Genomic DNA, 20336 nt, shown 5'->3' with positions numbered 1-20336 from the left:
CGGGACTCCTGGTCCGGAAGAACGGGAAGGGAAGGGGTGCTCAGGAACCGGCGGGGGCGGTCCGGCGGTCGGCGGCGATGGCGCTGCGGCCGGCGGCGAGGTTGGCGTCCACCTCGGCCTGCCAGTTCTGCAGGGCGCGCTCGGTGTCGATCTCGAACTCGAACCGGTTCGTCATCTCCGGCTTGACGTCCTCGACGTCCACGTAGAACTGCTGGTACCAGCGGCGCAGCTGGTAGACCGGGCCGTCCTCCTCGCAGAGCAGCGGGTTGTCGATGCGCGCCTTGTTCTTCCAGATCTCGACGTCCTGCTCGAAGCCGATCGCGATGCCGCGGCCGACGGCGGCGGCCATCGCGTTCGCGGCCTCGTCGCTCATCCCGGCCTGCTTCTCCACAATCACGCCGTACTGCAGCCGGAACGAGGTCGGTGAGATCGGGTAGTGGCAGTTGATCAGGTAGATGTTCGGCTCGTCCCGATCGGCGAACTGCGCGCTCCACAGCTTGTCCACCATGTACGAGGGGCCGTAGTAGGTGGCGTCGGAGCGGCTCTCGATACTCAGGTCGGTGGTGTTCGAGCTGACGCCTGCCGCGTCGGCGCGCGGGCGGGAGCGCATGAGCTGGGTGGCGGTGTGGCCCTCGAACACATTGCGGAAGTAGGTCGGCATGCCGTAGTGCACGTAGAAGAAGTGCGCCATGTCCACGACGTTGTCGACGATCTCCCGGCAGTGCGACTCCTCCACCAGCACCGAGTTCCAGACCCAGTCGGTCCAGCCCGGATCGCCGTAGGTGGGGATCGCCGGGACGGCCAGCTCGGCCGGGGGCTTGCCGCCCTGCGGATCGTGCCAGATGAACAGCTGTCCGCTGATCTCCAGCGTCGGCCAGGCCCGGGTCCGGGCCAGCGGCGGCACGCGCCGGGCATAGGGAATCGCCGCGCATTTGCCGTCGCCGCGCCAGCGCCAGTCGTGGAACGGACAGGCGATCGTGTCGCCCTTCACCTCGCCGTGCGCCAGGTTTCCGCCCATGTGCGGGCAGAACGCGTTGAGAACGTTGACCTTCCCGTTCTCCCCGGCGAAGACGACGAGTTCGGTGCCGAACGCGCTGATCTGGTGCGGCTTTCCGTCGGCGAAGTCGCGCACCAGACCCAGGCAGTGCCAGCCGCGCGCGTACCGCGCGGGCGGCAGACCCGTGTCGATGACGCGGACCTGGTCTCCGGTTGCAGGGGTGGAAGTCACGATTCCTCCTGGTCAGATGGGCTGCGACCGCGAATACCGGTGCACTGCGACCAGCTTGGCAGCCCGGAATCCGGTGTGACGCGCGTCTCCTGCTGAGTGGGACGGCGATCCGGTCAGTACTCGATCGCGATCTCGTCGCTCACCGGTTCGGCCTGGCAGGCGAGGATGTACCCCTCGTTCAGGTCGTCCTCGGTGAGGATCTCGTTGCGGGCCAGCTCCACCCGCCCCTTCGTGAGCGCGCAGACGCACGCGCTGCACGCGCCCTCCCGGCAGGAGTACGGTGCCTCGATGCCGGCATCGAGCAGCGCGTCCAGCAGCTTGCGCCCCGCGGTCCACGGCACGTCGTGCTCGCCGCCGTCGATGCGCACCCGGACCCGGGCGACCACCTCGGCATCCGCCGCGGGCGCGGCGGCAGGTGCGGTGCCGAACGGGTCGCTCTGCAGGGACAGGAACCGCTCGGAGTGCACCCGGGACGCCGGAAAACCCACCGCTGCGCAGACCTCGACGGCGAGGTTCATCAGCGGCGTCGGCCCGCAGATGTAGACGGTGCGGTCGGCGAAGGGGCGCAGCAGCAGCGACAGGGTGCGCCGGGTCGGATACCCCTGTACCGATTCCAGCACGTGCAGCACCGACAGCCGATCGGCGAAGCGCTGCTCCAGCTCCTGAAGCTCGCGGCCGAAGATGACCGAGTCCTGGTCCCGGTTGGCGTAGATCAGCACCACGTCGCCGCCGCCCGCGACCAGGATCGACTTCGCGATCGCGATCACCGGGGTGATCCCGCTGCCGCCGGCCACCAGCACCACCGGCTCGTCCAGCGAGGCCGGGGTGAAGGTGCCCGCCGGTGGCAGCACCTCCAGCTCGGTGCCTGCCGCGACGGTGTCGCACAGCCAGTTGGAGCCGTGCCCGCCCGCGACCCGCTTGACGGTGAACTTCATCGCCGGGTCGGTGTGCGGGGAGCTCGACAGCGAATAGCAGCGCGCGGAGCCGGTGCCGATGTCGGGCACCCGCACCGTGAGGAACTGCCCCGCCCGGTAGCTGGCCGGCGAGCCGTCGAGCGGCTCGACGACGAAGGACCGCGCGTCGGCCGTCTCCTCGATGACCTCGAGCACCCGGACGCGGGTGCCGCGCGAGCCCGCCGGGTCCGTCGCCGGGTCCGCGAGGACCTCCGGACCGGCACTCGTATCCGTGGACATCCGCCCTCCTGGTCGTGGTCGATCGTGCGCGCTCCGTCCGTGCCGGATCGGAGCCCCCGGCGAGGCTAGGCGCACGCTCGCCGGCTCGGTGGGGAACGTCTCGCTGACCGGGAACGTTGTTCGGTCAGGACGACGACCCCGTGCGATTCTCGAACTCGAGCCGGTCCGTGCTTCGAGGCCGGCCTGCACGTGGTAGTACCGTGATACCTGTCACAGTGGTGTGGCCGGTGTTGGGAGGTCGAGTGAGAACATCAAGCCCCGCGGGCGTGCCGGTCTCGGTGGTCGAGCGGATTTCGCTGGTGCTGGAGACGTTCAACGGCGTGGGTCCCCTGACCCTTGCCCAGGTCACGTCGCGGACCGGCCTCCCCCGCTCCTCGGTGCACCGCCTGCTGGAACAGCTGGCGAGCACCGGCTGGCTGGCCCGCTCCCCCGACCAGACCTACGAGCTCGGCGTCAAGGCCTACGAGATGGGGCAGGCCGCGCTCAACCAGAACCGGCTGCTGCGGGGCGCCCGCCCGGTCATGCAGGCCTTCGCCCAGCAGACCGGGCTCACCATTCAGCTCGCCGTGGTCGACCACGGCGACACGGTCTACCTCGCCAAGATCAACGGCCGGGCCTCGGGCCCGACCCCGACCGCCGTCGGGCAGCGGGTGCCCGCGCACCTGACCGCCGTCGGCAAGGCGCAGCTGGCCTTCACCGCCGCGACACGCAACCCGCACGTCATCCGGGGGCTCGGGCACACCGTCGGCGGTGAGCTGGTCCGGCGCACCGCGCAGAGCATCGGCACCGACGCCCAGCTCGCGGAGGAACTCGGCACGGTCCGCGACCGGGGTGCCGCCTTCGACCGCGGCGAGGCGTTCTCCGGGCTCGGCTGTGTGGGCGTCCCGATCGGCCCGCCGGACCACATCTACGGCAACCTGGCGGGCATTTCGCTGTGCGCCCCGGTGACCTCGATCGACTACCGCAAGCTCATAGGCCCGATCCGAGTCGCGGCCGGCGATATCTGGGATCGGTGCGTCGCGGCCGACCTGGAGACCCACTAGGGCGCGTGCCACCGCTCCCGGCGCGGGAGCTCAGAGGAGCAGCCGCCACATCGGGAGCAGGCACAGCGCCAGGATCGTCGACTTCACCACCGCCGCGGCCGCGAGCTCGACATCGGTGTCGTAGGCCTGCGCGATGGTGAACAGGTTCTGCGGGGCGGGCATGGCGGCGATCAAAACCAGCGACCCGCGCCACGGCTCCGGCACCCCGGCCAGGTTCATGGCGGCCCACATCAGCAGCGGGAACAGCACGCACTTCACGGCGACGAGCGTGTTCTCGCCGGGGGCCGCCCCGCGCCACCGCAGCCCGACCCCGCCGAGGTAGAGGCCGAGTGCGAACAGCGCGACCGGCGCGGCCGCGGCCCCGGCGAACTCGCAGGACCGCAGCAGCACCGCGGGAACGGGCGCGGCGGCGGCGTTCAGCGCCACTGCCGCCAGGCAGGCCACCACCACGGGGGTGAGCAGTGAACGCCCCGCCCCGGCTGCCGCCCGCCGCCAGGCCGGGGCGGGGCCGCCGCGTGCGGTCGTCGCCTCCATCACGGCGACGACCAGCATGGTGAACACCAGCACCTGGAACAGCAGCACCGGCAGGATCGGGGTGGCGTCGCCGAAGAACAGCACCAGCACCGGAATCGCGAAGTAGGCCGAGTTCACCTGCACCGCCGCCATGATCCGCAGCGCGATCCCGCGGACGTCGGCCCGGTGCGCGAACCGTGCCCAGGCCGCAACCACGGCGGCGGCGAACAGGGCGGTCGCGGCGTACACCGACAGCGAGTGCGGCTCGAAGAGCACCGCGAGGTCCGCCGCGTATAGCTGAGCGAACAGGTAGGCGGGCACGGCGAGGCGGAAGACGAACTCCGACAGCACGGCCGAGTCCGCGGCGGCGATGATCTTCCGCCGCGCGAAGATCACCCCGCCCGCGAAGACCGCCACGATCGGCACCACCGAGGCCGCCGCCGCCAGCACCGCGTTCATCGCGACAGCGTCGCAGTTGCGCCCGGCCGGCGACTCGGCGCGCGTCCCGCCGTGGATGCTCGAAACCCTGAGGGCGTGCGCGTCGCCGGGCAGTCCGCCGGGTCACCCAGTGCGGAGCGACGCTGTGTCCGCGTGCCTGGGGGCGGTGGGCGTCCGGTCATCGTTCCGCCGGCGCGGCAACCTGCCAAGGCAGCACGGAGTCGAATTTCGCGCGCAGCAGCGCCCCGGTCTCCGCGATGGCGAGCAGGGCGCGAGCCGAGTTCTCCGGCCGCATCAGGAAGCCGTGCAGCACGCCGGGGTACCGGGTGAGCGTGGTCTGTACGCCGGCATCACGGAGGCGGGCGGCGTAGCGCTCGCCCCAGTCCCGGATCGGATCACCCGCGGCCGTCACCACGATCGCCTGCGGCAGCCCGGAGAGATCCGCGGCGTAGGCGGGGACCCGGTAGCAGTCCGGCGGCGCGACGGCGCCGGCGTCCGCGAGTTCGTGCAGGTAGACGATGTCGTCGCGGAGCAGCATGGGGGCCTCCGGCATGGCGAGCACCGATGGCGCGCCCAGGTCGCGGTCCAGCCCCGGATACAGCAGCACCTGGGCGAAGAGCGCGGGGCCACCGCGGTCGCGGACCAGCAGTGCCACGCCCGCGGCGAGACCACCGCCCGCACTGTCGCCGAGCACTACCAGGCGGTCGGGGTCGACGCGCAGATCACGGGCGTTCTCGGCCACCCAGGTGGTGGCCGCGTAGGACTCTTCCACCTGGACCGGGGCAGGCCATTCCGGCGCCAGCCGGTAGTCGACGGCGACGACCGTTGCCCCGGTGGCCAGCGCCAGGTGCCGCGCCAGCGGCTCGAACGAGGTGGTGGAGCCCATCGCCAGCCCGCCGCCGTGCAGGTGCACCACGACCGGCGCGGCCGGATTCGTGGTGGGCCGGTAAACCCGCAGAGCGAGCGGGCCGTGCGGCCCCGGGATGGTCAGCTCCTCGATCTGCGCCATCGCGGGCATCGACTCCGGCGGGGGCATGGCCGCCACGCCCGCCCGGACCGCTTCGATCCCGCGCGCACGCATCGAGGGAATCGGCCCGAGCGCGGCGATACGCGCAGCGACATCGGGATCCAGCGGGGGAACAGCCATGGCATCTCCTCGAAAGCTCCTGCGGCGGAGCAGGTCTCGCCCGTGTAGCGTGCGCGGAGGGCCGCGGCGCGGAGACCGCCGCGGCCCCCCGATCAGGACTGGGAGACGGCGGGCAACCGGCCCACCATGTCGGCCACGGCGCGGTAGGCCATGACCATGCCCGAGCCGAGCGGCGTGCCCGGACCCGGGTACACCGGCCCGGCCACCGAGGCCGCGGAGTTGCCCGCGGCGTAGAACCCGGGAATCACGGTTCCGTCCGGACGTTCGACGGCGCCGTCACGGTTGATCACCGCGCCGCCCTTGGTGCCCAGGTCGCCGAGGACCAGCCGCACCGCGTGGAAGCGGGACCCGGTCAGCGGCTGCAGGCACGCCTCCGGCGAGGTCGCCCCCACGAAGAAGCGGCCGAAGGGATCCTCGCCGCGGCCGAAGTCCTCGTCGCGGCCGCGCTCGGCGAAGCCGTTGAACCGCCGCACGCTCGCGGACAGCTCCGCGGCGTCGACGCCGATGGCGGCGGCCAGCGCGGCTACGTCGCCCGCCGTGTGCCACAGCCCGGCGGCCGACAGCTCGGCGCGGTCCGGCATCGGGACGCAGATGGCGGGCAGGTCGTCGCCGAACCGGTCGTCGAAGATGTACCAGAACGCAGCGCCGTGGCCGAGCCGCATCCGCTCCCGCATGGCCCGGCCCATCCGGTCGTAGGGCAGCATCTCGTTCGCGAAGCGCTGCCCGGTGCCGTCGACGACGATCCCCGCGCGCAGGCCGAGGGTGAACGCGGCGTGCCCGTTCGGGAACAGGGTGGCCGGGCACCACCACGACTGGTCGAGCAGGTCGGTGGCGGCCCCGGCCGATTCGGCCAGCGCGAGCGCGTCGCCGGAGCCGGTGTCGGGGTGCGAGGAGGTCCAGTCGGCGCTCGGCATGTCCTGCCACTTCGCGCGCAGCTCCGGCGAGCGCTCGAAGCCGCCGGCGGCGAGCAGCACCCCGGCCCTGGCCGCGATGCGGGTCTCGGTGCCGTCCGCATCGGTGGCGACGACCCCGGTGACCCGCCCCTCGGTGTCCTGCACCAGCCCGGTGACCCCGGTGCGCAGCCGCAGCGTGGCGTGGCCGGACGCGTCGAGCGCGAGCAGCATCCTGGCGATCCATGCCTGGCCACCGTCGAGCACCGAGCGGTCGACATCGATCCCGAACTGGTCGGCCGCCACCATCGGCCGGATGTCGTCCAGGCGGGAGCCGACCTCGTCGGCCGGGATCGCGCGGGCGAAGATGCTGCGGCCGTTCGCGCTGCGGCCGGGGGCGTCGAAGTAGTCCGGGAACGGCCGGTGCTCCAGCGGAATCCCGATCGTGTTCTCCAGGAAATCGGCCACGGCCGGGCCGGTCTCCAGGTAGGCGCGCTGCACCTCGGGCCGGGTGCGGTCGCCGACGAGCGCGGTGAAGTAGGTGAGTCCCCGCTGCACGGAGTCCTCGACGCCCTGTCGGGCCAGCACGTGGTTGCCGGGCAGCCACACGCTGCCCCCGGAGTAGGCGGAGGTCCCGCCGAATCGGCCGGTCTTCTCCAGCACGCAGACCGACAGCCCGCGGTGCACCGCGGCCAGCGCACCGGCCAGCGCGGCGCCCCCCGAGCCGATCACTACAACGTCACAGGTATTGCCCCAGGTCATCGTCGACTGCACCCATCTCTGTATCCGTGTGAACGGCGTCACGCTAAACCCCGCGCGACGCCGTCACGCCCGGCCGTCCCGCTCAGCGGTCGGGTTTACCGCGCGGGCGGGCCGACGAACTCGAGCAGATAGCCGTCCGGATCGCGGACCATGCCGAGGGTGCGCCCGCCGAACCGGTCCAGTATGGTCGCGGGCAGCTCCTCGGTGCCGCCGTGCGCGCAGCCGGAGGCCATGACCGCGGCCACCTCGGCGGTGTTGCACACCAGCTTGGTGAACATGGAGCCGTGTTCGATCGGGGCGGGCTCGCCGTGCGGCGCGATGAGCTCGACCCCGGCCGCTCCGGCGCGCAGGATCACCGCGTCGAAGGTGTCGGTGGAGAACGCGCTCTCCCGGACGAAGCCGCACGCGGCGTAGAACTCGGCGGAGCGGGCCAGGTCGGTGACCCGGATCGCGGTGAGCGAGAGCAGCACCGGCGCCGCGGACGGCTCGCTCATCGGGTCTGCGACCCGCCGTTGAAGTCGAGCGTCTGCCCGGTGAGCCCGCCCGCTTCGTTCGAGGCCAGGTACGCGCAGAACGCCCCGGCCTCGATCGGATCGCCGAGCCGCTTGATCGGAATCCCCGCGACCAGCCGTTCGATCTGCTCCGGCGGCATCTTGTGCACGAGATTGGCCTGCAGGCCGAGCGCGACGATGTTCGCGGTGACGCCGAACTTGCCGGTCTCGGCGGCGAGATGCCGGATGAACCCTTCGATCCCGCTCTTGCCCGTCGCGTACATCGAGACGTTGATGTCCTGCCCGGTGCGCGCGGAGCCCGACGAGATCTGCACGACGCGGCCCCAGCCGTTGTCGCACATCCCGTCGATGACCGCCTTGATGCAGTTCATCGCGCCGTAGATATTGAGGTCGATCGAGGGCGCCCACTGCTCGGGGGTCAGCTCCCGGAAGGGCTTGGTCACGCGGTCCTCGGCGACACCGGCATTGTTCACCAGGATGTCGACGTGGCCGCCGAGCTCGGCCTCGGCGGAGCGGACAGCGTCCACCGTGGCCGGGTAGTCGGTGACGTCGAAGGCCCGCGCGATGGCCCGGTTGCCCTCGGCGACGATCGCCTCGGCCACCCGCTCCGCGCGATCGGCGAACAGATCGTTCACCACGACCGCGGCGCCCTGGCGCGCGAGCACCAGTGCGATGCCCTCCCCCACGCTCTGGCCCGCGCCCGTGACCAGGGCAATTCGTCCATCCAGCTCGAACACGAGTTCACCTTCCGATTGATTCGCCACCGGATTGCGAGGGTGGCTGCCCGCCCCACCACCTTCCATCGCTTCCCGCCATATTGTCAATCACTATTGGATCCAATCTGCTACCGTGCCCTCATGACGCCAGAGAATCCGGCCGACACCCCGACCGATCCGCCGGTCCGCACCGACTTCGGCGAGGGTGTCGCGCGACTGACGCTGAACAATCCCCGCCGCAAGAACGCGATCAGCCTGGAGATGGCGGCGCTGATCGACGACTTCTGCGTCCGGGTGGAAACCGACCCCGGAATCGGCGCGGTCGTGGTGGCCGCGGCAGGCGCGTACTTCTGCAGCGGTGCCGACACCCGGGATCTGGCGAGCTCATCGGCCGATCCCGCCTCGCCGGAGGCGGTCCGCCGCACCTCCGCAGTGTACGGCGCCTTCGTCCGGGTCGGCATGCTGCCGGTTCCGACCATCTCGCGCGTGGTCGGCGGCGCGGTCGGCGCCGGACTCAATCTCGCCCTGGCCACCGACCTCATGGCGATCACCCCCGAGACCCGGCTGGAGAGCGGCTTCCTCGCCCGCGGGATCCACCCCGGCGGCGGGCACCTGTCCCTACTCGGGCGGGCGGTCGGCTGGTCGAACACCATCGCGATGGCCGCCTGCGGGCTGGCGCTGACCGGCACCGAGGCGGTCACCCGCGGGCTGGCCCACCTCGCCGTCCCGGAGTCCGAGCTGGACGCGAGAATCGCCGAGCTCACCGCCCCGGCCGCCGCCGACCCGGAGCTGACCCGCCGCGTCATGACCAGCGCCCGGCTCGAGCTCGGCCCGCCCGCGGTGAGCTGGTCGTCGGCGCTGGAGATCGAGCGCGGCGTGCAGATGTGGTCGATGTCGCGCAAGGGGGAGGGCTCGTGGTCGTCGCGGGGGCCGGGCCGGTGACCGCCGTCAACACCGCCCCCGCTACGGACGAGGCCGGCCTGGCACGGCTGCGCGCCGAGGTCCGTGCCTTCCTGCGCGCGGAGCTCGACGCCGGCTCCTTCACCCCCGCGCCGGACAACTGGATGAGCGGCTTCGACCCGGCCTTCAGCGCCCGGCTCGGCGCCAGCGGCTGGCTCGGCATGACGCTGCCCCGGCGCTACGGCGGGCACGAGCGTTCGCTGCCGGAGCGGTTCGTGGTCACCGAGGAGCTGCTCGCGCACGGCGCGCCGGTGGCGGCGCACTGGATCGCCGACCGGCAGATGGCCCCCGGCATCCTGGCCAACGGCACCGAGGAGCAGAAGCGGCGCTACCTTCCCGGCATCGCCGCCGGTGAGCTGTACTTCGCCATCGGGATGAGCGAGCCCGACGCGGGCTCCGACCTCGCCGCGGTGCGCACCAGGGCGGTCGAGCGCCCCGACGGGTCGTGGACGATCAGCGGCACCAAGGTCTGGACCACGGGTGCGCATGTGGCGCATGCCATGGTGCTGCTCGCCCGCACCGACGGCACCGCTGCGGACCGGCAGACCGGGCTCTCCCAATTCCTCGTCGACCTCGACAACCCCGCCATCGAGGTGCGCCCGCTGCGCAGCATCGACGGCGCCGCGCACTTCAACGAGGTCGTCTTCCACGACGCGCAGGTCGGCGCGGACGCCCTGCTCGGCGACCGCGGCGCCGGCTGGGCGCAGGTGATGAGCGAGCTCGCGTTCGAGCGCTCCGGGCCGGAGCGCTACCTCTCCACCATGCCGCTGCTGCGCGCCTGGGCGGCCGAGCTGCGCCGCACCGGCGCCACCGAGCAGCAGCGGACCACCCTCGGCGCGCTCACCGCCCGCGCCTGGGGGCTGCGCCGGATGTCGCTCGCGGTCACCATCGAGCTCGCCGCGGGCCGCAAGCCCGACGTGCTCGCGGCGATGGTCAAGGACCTCGGCTCCACCTTCGAGGGCGACGTGGTCGAGGCGATCCGCGCCTGCGCGGACAGCACCCCGTACCGCGCCGGCGGCGATCCGTTCGCCCGCATGCTGGCCACCGGCATCCTGCACACTCCGGCATTCACCCTGCGCGGCGGCACGAACGAGATCCTGCGCGGCATCGTCGCGCGCGGAATGGGGCTGCGATGACGACCTGGAACACCGACCTGCTCGAGGCGGTCGCCGCGATGGCCGAGCGCACCGGCATCGACACCACCACCCCGGCCGAGGGGCCCGACCGCGCGCTCTGGGCCGCGCTCACCGAGGCGGGCTTCACCGGCATCGGGATCCCCGAGGAGCGGGGCGGCAGCGGCGGCGACGAGACCGACGCCCTGTCGGTGGTGCACGCCGTCACCGCCCGCGCCGCGCTCACCATGCTGGTCGAGCACACCGCGCTGGCGAGCCGCCTGATCGCCGAGTGCACCGGCGGCCCCGCCGCCGGGCCCGCCACCCTCGCCGTCGCCGACCACTGCACCCTGCGCGAGACCGCGGACGGCATCGTACTCGACGGGACCGCGACCGGCGTGGTGCACGGCTCCGACGCCCAGCTGCTGGTGCTGGTGCTGCCCGCCGCCGAGCCGGGCGAGCGGCCGTCGGTCGCGATCGTCGCGGCGGGCGCGCCCGGCATCACCGTCGACCGCGGCACCGACCTGCTCGGCGCCGCGCTGGACGACTACCGATTCGCAGGCACCCCGGCCGAACTGCACGAATCGCCCATCAGCGGCGACGGACTGACCGAACGCGGCGCGCTCGCGTACGCGGTGGCGCTCACCGCCGCCGCGGGCACGGTGCGAGACCTGACCCTGCGCTACGCGGCCGAGCGGACCCAGTTCGGCCGCCCGCTCGCCAAGTTCCAGGCCGTCCAGCAGCGCCTCGCCGGGCTCGCCGCGCTCACCGCGCTCATGGAGACCGCGGTCGCCGCCGCCGCGGGCGACGCCATCTCCCGGCGCACCGCGGTCGCCGCCGCGAAGGTGATCACCTCCGGCGCCGCCCGCGAGATCGCCGCCGCCGGGCACCAGCTGCACGGCGCCATCGGCTTCACCGCCGAGCACAGCCTCGGCCGCTCCACCACCGCGCTGTGGAGCTGGCGGGACCGCTACGGCTCGGAGCGGTACTGGTCCGAGGTGCTGGCCGGGCAGATCCTCGACGGCGGGGCCGACCCGTGGGACCTGATCACCGGAAGCATTGCCGCAGAGGAGACACCGCGATGAGTATCACCACCGACGAGACCGGGGTCGACGGCGCCGCCGCCTGGCGTGCCGCCGCCACCGCGACCGGGAACGGTGTGCTGAGCGGAGTGCGCGTACTCGACCTGAGCCGGGTGCTCGCCGGCCCGTACACCGCGCAGATGCTGGCCGACCAGGGCGCCGAGGTGCTCAAGGTGGAGGGGCCCGGTGGCGACGAGACCCGCGGCTGGGGCCCGCCGTTCGTGGACGAGGGCGCAAGCAGCGCCTACTACGCCAGCCTGAACCACAGCAAGGACAACATCGGGCTCGACCTGCGCACCGACGAGGGCCGCGCGATCCTGGCGCAGCTGCTCGCCGGCGCCGACGTGGTGGTCGAGAACTTCAAGGCCGGCACCATGGCCCGCTGGGGCTTCGACTTCGAGACCGTGCTCGCCGAGCGGCACCCGCGGCTGATCTACTGCCGCATCACCGGTTTCGGCGTGGACGGGCCGCTGGGCGGGCTGCCCGGGTACGACGCGGTCCTGCAGTCCTTCGGCGGCCTGATGAGCATCAACGGCTACCCGGACGGCACCCCGCTGCGGGTCGGGGTGCCGATCGTCGACATCGTCACCGCCAACCTCGCGGTCAACGGCATCCTGCTGGCGCTGCTGGAGCGCGAGCGCAGCGGCCGCGGCCAGCTGGTCGACCTGGCGCTGCTGGACTCGGTGATCTCGATCCTGCATCCGCACGCCGCCAACTGGGTCGCCAGCGGACGGGTGCCGCAGCGCACCGGCGACTTCCACCCGACGGTCGTGCCCTACCAGGTGTTCCGCGCCGCCGACGGCGACTTCTTCGTCAGCGCGGCCAACAACCGCCAGTTCCGCTCGCTGGTCACCACGCTCGGCGTGCCCGAGCTCGCGGATGATCCGCGCTTCGTCGACAACGGACAGCGCTACATCCACCGCGAGGAACTCATCGCGATCCTGGCCGGGCGCATCGCGCCGTGGCCACGCGACGAGCTGTCGATCCGCCTCGAGCAGGCCGGGGTGGCCGCCTCATCGGTGCACACCGTCGACGAGGCACTGCGGGCCGAGCAGACCCGGCACCGCGGCCTGTTCCTGGAGACCGAGGAGTACCGGGGTGTCGGGGTTCCGCTGAAACTGAGCCGGTCGCCGCACCGCACCCCGCGCCCGGCGGTGCCCCGCGGCGCCGACACCGCGGACGTCCTGACCGCGATGGGCTACTCCGCCGAGCGGATCGAAGCGCTGCGAGCGGCTGGTATCTTCGGGGATTCGTGAGCAGACGAACCAGCGATGCAGCGGCGGACGACGGGCCCGAGGTCGGCCGGGCCGCGGGCCGGGTGGTCGACGAGATCGAGCGGTTGATCGTCAGCGGCGAGCTGCTGCCCGGCCAGCCGATCCGGCAGGTGCTGATGGCCGAGCGGCTCGGCGTCAGCAGGCTGCCGATCCGGGAGGCGCTGCGGCACCTCACCGCCGAGGGGCTGGTCGAGCACGAGCACAATGTCGGCTACACCGTGGCCAGGTTGCGGCAGAGCGATTTCGACCAGATCTACCTCATGCGGGCCGCGCTGGAGCCGGCGGTGCTGCGCTCGCTGCCGCCGTTCCCGCCCGCCGCCGTCGCCGCGGTCACCCGCCTCGGCGACCTGGTGACGGCGGCCGCCGAGCAGGGCGATGTGCTCGGCATGCGGCTGCACAACCACACCTTCCATTTCGCGATCTTCGAGCGGTCACCGCTGAACCTGGTGGTGGCCGAGGTGCGCAGGCTGTGGACGCTGGCCATGCCCTACCACGCCGCCTACCTCTACGACCCGGCCGCCCGCGCGCGCGTGGTGGCCGAGCACGACCAGATGATCGACGCGCTCACCCGCAACGACAATGAGCGGCTCGTCACCCTGATGGACGAGCACCGCCGCGGCGGAGAGCGCAGCGCCGGGATCATGCTGCGCACCGCCCGCGAGAGCGGCCCCGCCGATCCCCCCGTTCCCGAGGAGTAACACGATGACCGTTCCGACCGGCCGCGCGCCGTACCGCTTCGCCTGGGATCCCGATGTCGCCGCGCTCGTCGCCCGGATCGAGAGCAGCGGCGCGGGCTCGCTGCGGGCGGGCGGCGTCGAGGCCGCGCGCCGCGTGCTGGAAGCCATCCCGCGCCCGACCGGCCCCGCGATGGCGAGCGTGCGCGAGGCGGCCGCCGACGGGCCGCACGGCAGGATCCCGCTGCGCGTCTACCGCCCGCACGCCGCCCCGGCCGCAGGCGCGCCCGCGCTGGTGTGGTTCCACGGCGGCGGGATGATCATGGGCTCGCTGCAGTCCTTCGACCGGCTCGCCCGCGATGTCGCCGAGGCCACCGGCGCGGTCATCGTCAATGTCGAGTACCGGCTCGCGCCCGAGCACCGCTACCCCGTCGCCAACGACGAGGCGTACGCGGCGCTGTGCTGGACGCACGAGAACGCCGCGGAGCACGGTGTGGACAGCGCCAGGATCGGCGTCGGCGGCGACAGCGCGGGCGGCAGCCTCGCCGCCGCGACGACGCTGCGCGCCCGCGACACCGGCGGGCCGGGGATCGCCCAGCAGGTGCTGTTCTACCCGGGGATCGAACGCCGCAGCGACCGCCCGTCGATGCGCGAGTTCGGCGAGTCCCCGTTCCTCACGGCCGCCGACATCGACTGGATGAAAGGCCTCTACCTCGGCGGCGACCCGGGCACCGACGACTGTTACGGCGTCCCCGCGCTGGCGGATTCGTTCGCCGGGTTGCCCCCGGCGATCATTGCCGTCGGTTACGGCGACCCGCTGCGCGACGCGGTCGAGGCCTACAGCGACCGGTTGCGCGACGCCGGTGTGCCCACCGCGCAGCTGCGCTACCCCGGTGTCGGCCACGGCTTCGCCATGCAGACCGCGAACATCGCGCGGGCCCGCGCGGCGATGGCCGAGGTCGGCGCGCTGGTCGCGGCGCGGTTCGCCACGATGTGATCCGGTGCCGGTGCTCCCGGCGCAACGACCGACGGGCCCCGGAGCGATCGCTCCGGGGCCCGTCGTGACGGTGCGCTCAGCCGCGCGCGGGCGCCAGCAGCTTCTTGAGCGGGACGCGGGTGTCCGACAGCGCCTCCGGCCCCGGGCGCTGGCCGCGGCCCAGGGCCGAGCGCAGTGCGACGAAGTCGGCGGGCGAGTTCAGGCACTCGGCGGCGATCAGCGCGTCGTCGGCGAAGTACAGCGCGACCCGGCGCCGCGGCCGCTCCGGGTCCATCCGGACCAGCATCGAGGTGTGGCCCCCGATCAGCCCGGTGATCTGCAGCTTCTGGTCGCCCTGGTCGGACCAGAACCAGGGCGCGCCCCGGTCCGGGAGCGGGAGGCCGAGCAGCACCGCGGCGGCGGTGTTCGCCTGCTCGACCGCGTTGTCCACCGACTCCAGCCGGAAGCGGCCGCCGGAGCCGGAGACGTGTGTGGTGCAGTCGCCGACCGCGAGGGTCCAACCGTCCGAGGCCAGGCACCGCTCGTCGACGACGATGCCGCCGTCGCACTCCAGCCCGAGCTGCCCAGCGAGTTCGATCCGCGCCTGCGCCCCGATGCCGACCAGCACCGTCGCCGCCGGGATCTCCCGGCCGTCGGCGAGCCGGACGGCCAGAATCCCGCTGTCGCCGTGCACGATCTCGGCCGGCGCCACACCGAGCACGACCTCGGTCGCCATCGCCCGGTGCGCGGCGAGCAGGGTCTCGGCGGTGTCCGGGCCGACGGCACGGGCGAGCAGCCGCTCCCCCGCCTCGACCACGGTCACCTCGGCCCCGAGGGCGCGCGCGGTGGCGGCGACCTCGAGCCCGACGAATCCGCCACCCACCACGACCATCGGCCCCGCCTCGACCCGGCCGGCCAGCGACCTGGCGTGGTCGAGGTCGCGCAGGACCAGCACGTCGGGGTGGTCCGCGCCGGGCAGCGCCAGCCGCCTGGCCCTGGCCCCGGTCGCCAGCACCAGCCGGTCGAACCGGCGGGTCCGGACCGCACCCGCCAGGGTGAACCGGACCTCGACTCCGTCCGGCGTGCGCTCGAGTTCCTCGACCCTGGCGCCGGTCATCAGCTCGATCTTCTGGTCGGCGTAGTGCGCGGGCTCGCGCAGTAGTACCGACTCACCGGTTGCCTCGCCCTTCAACCACGCCTTGGACAGCGGGGGCCGCTGGTAGGGCAGGTGCGTTTCGTGCGAGATCAGGGTGATCTCGCCGGTGTACCCCGTGGCGCGGAGGCGGTCGGCGAGCTGCACCCCGGCGTGCGAGGCCCCGACGACCACCACGCTGTGCGGCACCCGCGCCTCCGCGCCGGGGATGTCCTGCGCTGCGGACATCGATCAGACCTGCTCGTCCGGGATCGTCACGTGCAGATCGATCCCCTCCCGCAGGGCGAGCTGGCAGGACAGGCGTGAGTTGTCCTCCCGGTCCGAGGCGGTGCAGTCGAGCATGTCGTCCTCGTCCTCACCGGGCTCCGGGAAGAGCGCCGCCTCGGCGCTGTCGAGGTAGACGTGGCAGGTGGCGCACGACAGCGTGCCGCCGCACTGGCCGACGATGCCGTGCACGCCGTTCTTCACAGCGGTCGACATGACCGAGTCGCCTGCGGCGCCGTCGACGACCTTCACCACGCCGTCGGGCTGGGTGTAGAACACTTTCGGCATCGTTGCTCCTACCAGCTGACCGGCAGCTCGACGATCGCCTGGGTCAGGTTGTCCATGTCCACGACGGCCTCGCCCTCCAGCTGCAGCCCGGGCAGCCGCTTGAACAGCTCGGCCAGCCCGACCTGCATCTCCATCCTCGCCAGCGGCGCGCCCAGGCAGTGGTGCAGGCCGTAGCTCAGTGTCAGGTGCGGATTGGTGGAGCGCTTGATGTCGAAGACCTCGTCGTGCTCGAACGCGACGCCGTCGTGGTTCACCGAACCCGGGTCGACCATCACGGCCTCGCCGCGGGCGACCAGCTGTCCGTCCAGCTCGATGTCCTCGGTGGCGACGAAGGGAACCAGCCCGCCGCCGCCGGCGATCTTGTCGCCCTGCGCCATCCGGCCGTGCCGCAGGATCTCCTCCACCGCCAGGGGCGCGGCCTCGTCCGGATCGCGCAGGAAGATCTCCAGCTGATCGGTATTGCGCAGCAGCGACAGCACCCCGGCGCACAGGAAGTTCGCGGTGTTGTCGAAGCCGCCGATGATCAGCACCATCGCGATCGGCAGGATCTCGGCGTCGGTGAGGCTGTCGTCCTTGTCCCTGGCATTGGCCAGGTCGCTGAGCAGGTCCTCGCGCGGGTTCTTCCTGCGCTCGTCGATCAGGGCCATCATGTACACGACCAGCTCGGTCATGTTCGCGACGACCTCGTCCTCCGGCATGTTCGCCACGGCGAGCGTGGAGGAGCTCCACTTCTGGAACTTCTCCCGGTCCTCCGGCGGCACGCCGAGCAGGTTGGCCAGCATCTGGATCGGCAGCGCCACCGCGTAGTCGTTCACCAGGTTGGTGGGCGAGCCCTTGGCGACCATCTCGTCGATCAGGTGGTTGGCGAACTCGACCGCCGAGTCGCGCATGGCCTTCACCCGCTTCGGCGAGATCGAGCGCTGCACCAGCTTGCGCAGCTTGGTGTGGTGCGGCGGGTCCTCGAACTGCAGGGTGGTGCGCAGGAATTCGGGGAACTCCACGAAGTACGGGGTGACGCGCTCGCCGGTGCGGAACGGCTCGCGCACGAAGCGCGGGTCGCTCAACATCTCGCGCGCGGCGGCATTGCGGTGGATGATCCACGCGTCGCCGCCGAACGGCATCGTCATCTTCGTCATCGGGCGGTCCGCCGCGATGGCGTGGTACCGGGCGGAGGCTTCCGCGGGGGTGACCGGGGCGAACGGGTATTCGGTGGTCGCCGTCTCTGTTGTGCTCATGTGGTGCTCTCCGGGGGACGTCGGGATCAGGAGACCGGCAGCTGGGCCGGGGCGACGACCTGCGGCACGGCCTGCGGCGTGATCGCCATGATCTGCTCGAACTGCTCGGCCACGGTCTCCACGGTCAGCGCGGGGTCGTGGATGCCGACGGTGTTGACCAGGGCGAGCCGGTTCACGATGCCGCCCGCCACGTTGAAGACCTCACCGGTGACCTCGCAGGCAGGGTGGACCAGGTAGGCCACGACCGGCGCGATGTGCTCAGGCAGCATCGCCGTGCGCATGTATTCCACGATCTCGGGGGTCAGCGTGTCGGCGGCGGCCTCGAACATCCTGGTGCTGGCGCCGGGGGCGATGGCGTTGACCTTGACTCCGGCCTCCAGGCCCTCCAGCGCGAGGTTGCGGGTCAGCCCGAACAGCGCGCCCTTCGAGCCGCCGTAGTGCGCCATCCCCGGGTTGCCGAGCATGGCCTGCGAGATGGTGTTCACCACACGGGGCGCGTCGGACTCCAGCAGGTGCGGCCAGGCCGCGCGGCACAGCCGCATGGCTCCGAAGTAGTGCACGTCCAGGTGGCGCTGGTACTCCTCGTCCGGCACCTCGCGGAACGGCGCGGCACGGACGATCCCGGCATTGTTGACGACGGCGTCGAGCTTGCCGAACGTGGAAATGGCGGCGTCGACGAGGGCGCTCGCACCCTCGTCGGTGGTGACGTCGGCGGTGCAGGCGACGGCCTTGCCGCCGGCCTCGGTGATCTCGGCGACCACGGCCGCGGCGGGGTTCTCCGCCTCGAGCCCGGAGCCGTCGGTGCGGGCGCCGAGGTCACCCACGACCACGGCGGCGCCGCGGGCGGCGAGCAGCAGCGCGTTGGCCCGGCCGATGCCGCGGCCCGCGCCCGTCACGATCACGACGCGATCGCTGAAATCCAGTGTTGCCATTGTCTTTCCTCGTATTCCTGGCTGATTCGGTCGGGTCAGGGACGGGTGTCTCCGCCACGGTGCGCGACATCGGCGACCCAGATGCCGCCGAGGGCCTCGCGCGCCGACTTCTCGAAGTCGAAGACCTCGTAGCCGGCCGTGATGTAGAGCGTGCTGCGGTCCGGGCCGCCCAGCAGGCAGGCCGAGCCGATGCCGTTCTCCAGGGGCAGCGGGACGGCGTCGGTGAGGCCCTCCTCGGTGAACCGCGCGACGTAGCCGCCGCCCGGCATGGCGGCCCACACGCCGCCCTCGGCGTCGAGCCCGATGCCGTCCGGCATGAACGGGCAGGAGGCGAACTCCCGCGGGTTGGCCAGGCTGCCGTCCGCGGCGCGGTCGATCACGGTGATTTTCATGGCCATGACCTCGGCGGTGTACACCTTGGTGCCGTCGGCGCTGACGGCGATCCCGTTGGCGCACAGCAGCGGGCCGACCTTCTCCGGGGTGCCGACGGTGCCGTCCGGCTCTACCACGATCAGCGGCGACGGCTTCGGCTCGTCGCCCTTGAAGATGTCGAAGCCGAGCTGGGTGATGTAGGCGCGGCCGTCGGCGTCGACCACCATGTCGTTGGCCGCGGCCGAACAGTACGCGGAGATGTCGGCGTACACCGACAGGTCCGCGGGGCCACCGCCACCGTGCACCAGCACCAGCTTCTCGTGCATGGACACCACGATCAGGCGGCCGTCGGGCAGCCAGCCGAACCCACCCAGCACGATCGGGACGTCGGTGTCCGCGCCGCGGCCGGTCGCATCGATCACCACGGCGGCGTTGCCGTCGGCGTCGAGCGTCTTGAGGGTTCCGGTGTACATGTCCGAGAACCAGAAGGTGTCCTCGTGCCACCGCGGGCACTCCGGCCAGGAGTAGCCGCTCGAGACCTTGCGGGCCTCGAAGGTCGTGGCGCCGGCGGCGGTGACGGCGGCAGCGACGGTGTCGACGGGATTGGTCATGGTCTGGACCTTCCGGGAACGGTGACCTGTGTCGCCGGTTCCGCGCCGGGGCGGGAACCGGTCTGCGCGAGCGGGATGCTCACACGTGAACTGGGTCACAAGGACTTGGCATGTCAGGACGATAGGGCCCACGTCATTCCCCAGACGGCGCGCTCCCATTCAGCGGGAGCACCCGTTCGGTCGCACGGACGCGGGCGGCCCCGCGCTCCGGCGCGGGACGTTCCGTCGCAGGTGAGCCGGGCGGACCAGGCGGACGAAGGGGCCTGCCCGGTCGGGAGCGGCAGCCCCTCGGGAGGGTCCGATCCGTGGGGTTGGTGTCGCCACTCTCATCGGTGGTACCGGAGCGGGCGGTACCCGTTGGCGGCTGCGAGAGTGCGGACGTGGCGGTTACTGCCGAGTGTGTCGTGCGCGGAACACCGATCCTGTTGGCGGCGGCCTACGTCCCACTGGCCGGAACAGCAGGGTCTCGGCCAGGGCACCGTCTGTTCCCCTGAGCTCGTACGGCGACGTGCGCCGTGGAGAAAGGATGTCGATGCCTTCCGTCGAGCAGATCACGGCCGCGGTCACCGAGTACGCCGCCCGGATCAGTACCGGCACAGCCGTCGAGGTCGCCGCCCTGTACGCCGAGGACGCCACCCTGGAGGATCCGGCCGGCTCGGAGGTGCGGGTGGGCCGCGAGGCCATCGCCGCCTTCTACAGCGGCCTCGATGGCGTCGAGACCACGATGGAACTGCTGACGCTGCGGGTCGCCGGTGACACGGCGGCTTTCCACTTCCGGGTCACCTCGACTCTGCCGACCGGTCCGATCGTCGTGGAGCCGATCGACGTCATGGTCTTCGACGAGCGAGGACTGATCACCAGCATGCGCGCCATCTGGAATCCCACCGACATGACCACCGGCTGACTCCGGGCGTTCGGCGGCGCGAGCGGTTCGTCCTCGTCATGGCGTCCGGCGGACCCG

Annotated in this window: 20 protein-coding genes; 8 read left to right on the top strand and 12 right to left on the bottom strand. The window is 72.2% G+C overall.

Translation table 11 applies throughout. The features are described 5' to 3' along the window. Positions 1 to 40: 40 nt before the first annotated feature. Positions 41 to 1228 (bottom strand): Rieske 2Fe-2S domain-containing protein, encoded by a 1188-nt coding sequence (locus AB0H71_RS02295; protein WP_357014044.1) that lies wholly within the window; start codon positions 1226 to 1228, stop codon positions 41 to 43. 113 nt (positions 1229 to 1341) lie between these two features. Next, positions 1342 to 2421 (bottom strand): ferredoxin--NADP reductase, encoded by a 1080-nt coding sequence (locus tag AB0H71_RS02290; RefSeq protein ID WP_357014041.1) that lies wholly within the window; start codon positions 2419 to 2421, stop codon positions 1342 to 1344. A 242-nt stretch (positions 2422 to 2663) separates the two neighbouring features. Here AB0H71_RS02290 and AB0H71_RS02285 point away from each other — a divergent pair, with 242 nt between their 5' ends. After that, a complete protein-coding gene (locus tag AB0H71_RS02285; RefSeq protein WP_357014038.1) occupies positions 2664 to 3464 on the top strand; it encodes an IclR family transcriptional regulator in 801 nt (266 codons plus the stop codon). A gap of 30 nt (positions 3465 to 3494) precedes the next feature. On the opposite strand, the gene AB0H71_RS02280 is transcribed toward AB0H71_RS02285, so the two are convergent. The 5 genes from AB0H71_RS02280 to AB0H71_RS02260 all read right to left on the bottom strand — a co-directional run bounded on the left by AB0H71_RS02280 (position 3495) and on the right by AB0H71_RS02260 (position 8463). Next, positions 3495 to 4436 carry an AEC family transporter gene (locus tag AB0H71_RS02280; RefSeq protein ID WP_357014035.1) on the bottom strand — a complete coding sequence of 314 codons (942 nt, stop codon included), beginning with the start codon at positions 4434 to 4436 and terminating at the stop codon, positions 3495 to 3497. Positions 4437 to 4593: 157 nt separating this feature from the next. Continuing rightward, on the bottom strand, positions 4594 to 5562 hold the full coding sequence (locus tag AB0H71_RS02275) for an alpha/beta hydrolase fold domain-containing protein (protein ID WP_357014032.1): 969 nt from the start codon (positions 5560 to 5562) through the stop codon (positions 4594 to 4596). A 92-nt stretch (positions 5563 to 5654) separates the two neighbouring features. Continuing rightward, positions 5655 to 7226, bottom strand: a complete 1572-nt coding sequence (locus AB0H71_RS02270; RefSeq protein WP_357014029.1) for an FAD-dependent oxidoreductase — start codon at positions 7224 to 7226, stop codon at positions 5655 to 5657. An 83-nt stretch (positions 7227 to 7309) separates the two neighbouring features. Beyond that, entirely contained in the window at positions 7310 to 7708 is a 399-nt protein-coding gene (locus AB0H71_RS02265; RefSeq protein ID WP_357014027.1) for a VOC family protein, read from the bottom strand. Next, on the bottom strand, positions 7705 to 8463 hold the full coding sequence (locus tag AB0H71_RS02260) for an SDR family oxidoreductase (RefSeq protein ID WP_357014024.1): 759 nt from the start codon (positions 8461 to 8463) through the stop codon (positions 7705 to 7707). The genes AB0H71_RS02265 and AB0H71_RS02260 overlap by 4 nt, the downstream gene beginning before the upstream one ends. A 120-nt stretch (positions 8464 to 8583) precedes the next feature. On the opposite strand from AB0H71_RS02260, the gene AB0H71_RS02255 reads away from it, so the two are divergent. From AB0H71_RS02255 to AB0H71_RS02230, 6 genes are read left to right on the top strand one after another with little or no spacing between them, the layout of a single operon-like run. Beyond that, positions 8584 to 9384, top strand: a complete 801-nt coding sequence (locus tag AB0H71_RS02255; protein WP_357014021.1) for an enoyl-CoA hydratase-related protein — start codon at positions 8584 to 8586, stop codon at positions 9382 to 9384. After that, complete coding sequence (locus AB0H71_RS02250; protein WP_357016105.1) at positions 9381 to 10538, top strand: acyl-CoA dehydrogenase family protein; 1158 nt, start codon at positions 9381 to 9383, stop codon at positions 10536 to 10538. Before AB0H71_RS02255 ends, AB0H71_RS02250 begins: the two co-directional genes overlap by 4 nt. Continuing rightward, entirely contained in the window at positions 10535 to 11599 is a 1065-nt protein-coding gene (locus tag AB0H71_RS02245; RefSeq protein WP_357014019.1) for an acyl-CoA dehydrogenase family protein, read from the top strand. Before AB0H71_RS02250 ends, AB0H71_RS02245 begins: the two co-directional genes overlap by 4 nt. After that, positions 11596 to 12852, top strand: coding sequence for a CoA transferase (locus tag AB0H71_RS02240; RefSeq protein ID WP_357014016.1), 1257 nt, complete (start codon positions 11596 to 11598; stop codon positions 12850 to 12852). The genes AB0H71_RS02245 and AB0H71_RS02240 overlap by 4 nt, the downstream gene beginning before the upstream one ends. After that, the gene (locus AB0H71_RS02235) at positions 12849 to 13568 is read left to right on the top strand and encodes a GntR family transcriptional regulator (protein WP_357014014.1); all 720 of its coding nucleotides are present in this window, start codon (positions 12849 to 12851) and stop codon (positions 13566 to 13568) included. The genes AB0H71_RS02240 and AB0H71_RS02235 overlap by 4 nt, the downstream gene beginning before the upstream one ends. Positions 13569 to 13572: 4 nt before the next feature. Then, positions 13573 to 14541: an alpha/beta hydrolase gene (locus AB0H71_RS02230; protein ID WP_357014010.1), complete on the top strand. Its 969-nt coding sequence runs from the start codon at positions 13573 to 13575 to the stop codon at positions 14539 to 14541. Between the two features lie 76 nt (positions 14542 to 14617). Here the strand turns inward: AB0H71_RS02230 and AB0H71_RS02225 are convergent, their stop codons facing one another. The 5 genes from AB0H71_RS02225 to AB0H71_RS02205 are packed head-to-tail and all read right to left on the bottom strand — an operon-like array spanning position 14618 to position 19375. Then, entirely contained in the window at positions 14618 to 15901 is a 1284-nt protein-coding gene (locus AB0H71_RS02225) for an FAD-dependent oxidoreductase (protein WP_357014007.1), read from the bottom strand. Positions 15902 to 15904: 3 nt separating this feature from the next. Then, a complete protein-coding gene (locus AB0H71_RS02220) occupies positions 15905 to 16225 on the bottom strand; it encodes a 2Fe-2S iron-sulfur cluster-binding protein (RefSeq protein WP_357014004.1) in 321 nt (106 codons plus the stop codon). 8 nt (positions 16226 to 16233) lie between these two features. Next, on the bottom strand, positions 16234 to 17460 hold the full coding sequence (locus AB0H71_RS02215; RefSeq protein WP_357014002.1) for a cytochrome P450: 1227 nt from the start codon (positions 17458 to 17460) through the stop codon (positions 16234 to 16236). 26 nt (positions 17461 to 17486) lie between these two features. Then, entirely contained in the window at positions 17487 to 18392 is a 906-nt protein-coding gene (locus AB0H71_RS02210) for an SDR family NAD(P)-dependent oxidoreductase (protein ID WP_357014000.1), read from the bottom strand. A gap of 35 nt (positions 18393 to 18427) precedes the next feature. Next, positions 18428 to 19375: an SMP-30/gluconolactonase/LRE family protein gene (locus AB0H71_RS02205; RefSeq protein WP_357013997.1), complete on the bottom strand. Its 948-nt coding sequence runs from the start codon at positions 19373 to 19375 to the stop codon at positions 18428 to 18430. Between the two features lie 532 nt (positions 19376 to 19907). Between AB0H71_RS02205 and AB0H71_RS02200 the strand changes: the two genes are divergently transcribed. Continuing rightward, positions 19908 to 20279 (top strand): nuclear transport factor 2 family protein, encoded by a 372-nt coding sequence (locus tag AB0H71_RS02200; protein WP_357013994.1) that lies wholly within the window; start codon positions 19908 to 19910, stop codon positions 20277 to 20279. Positions 20280 to 20336 lie beyond the last annotated feature (57 nt).

The sequence above is a fragment of the Nocardia sp. NPDC050697 genome (assembly GCF_040654395.1).
Classification (GTDB): Bacteria; Actinomycetota; Actinomycetes; order Mycobacteriales; family Mycobacteriaceae; genus Nocardia.
This window is presented reverse-complemented; position numbering and strand designations above follow the sequence as displayed.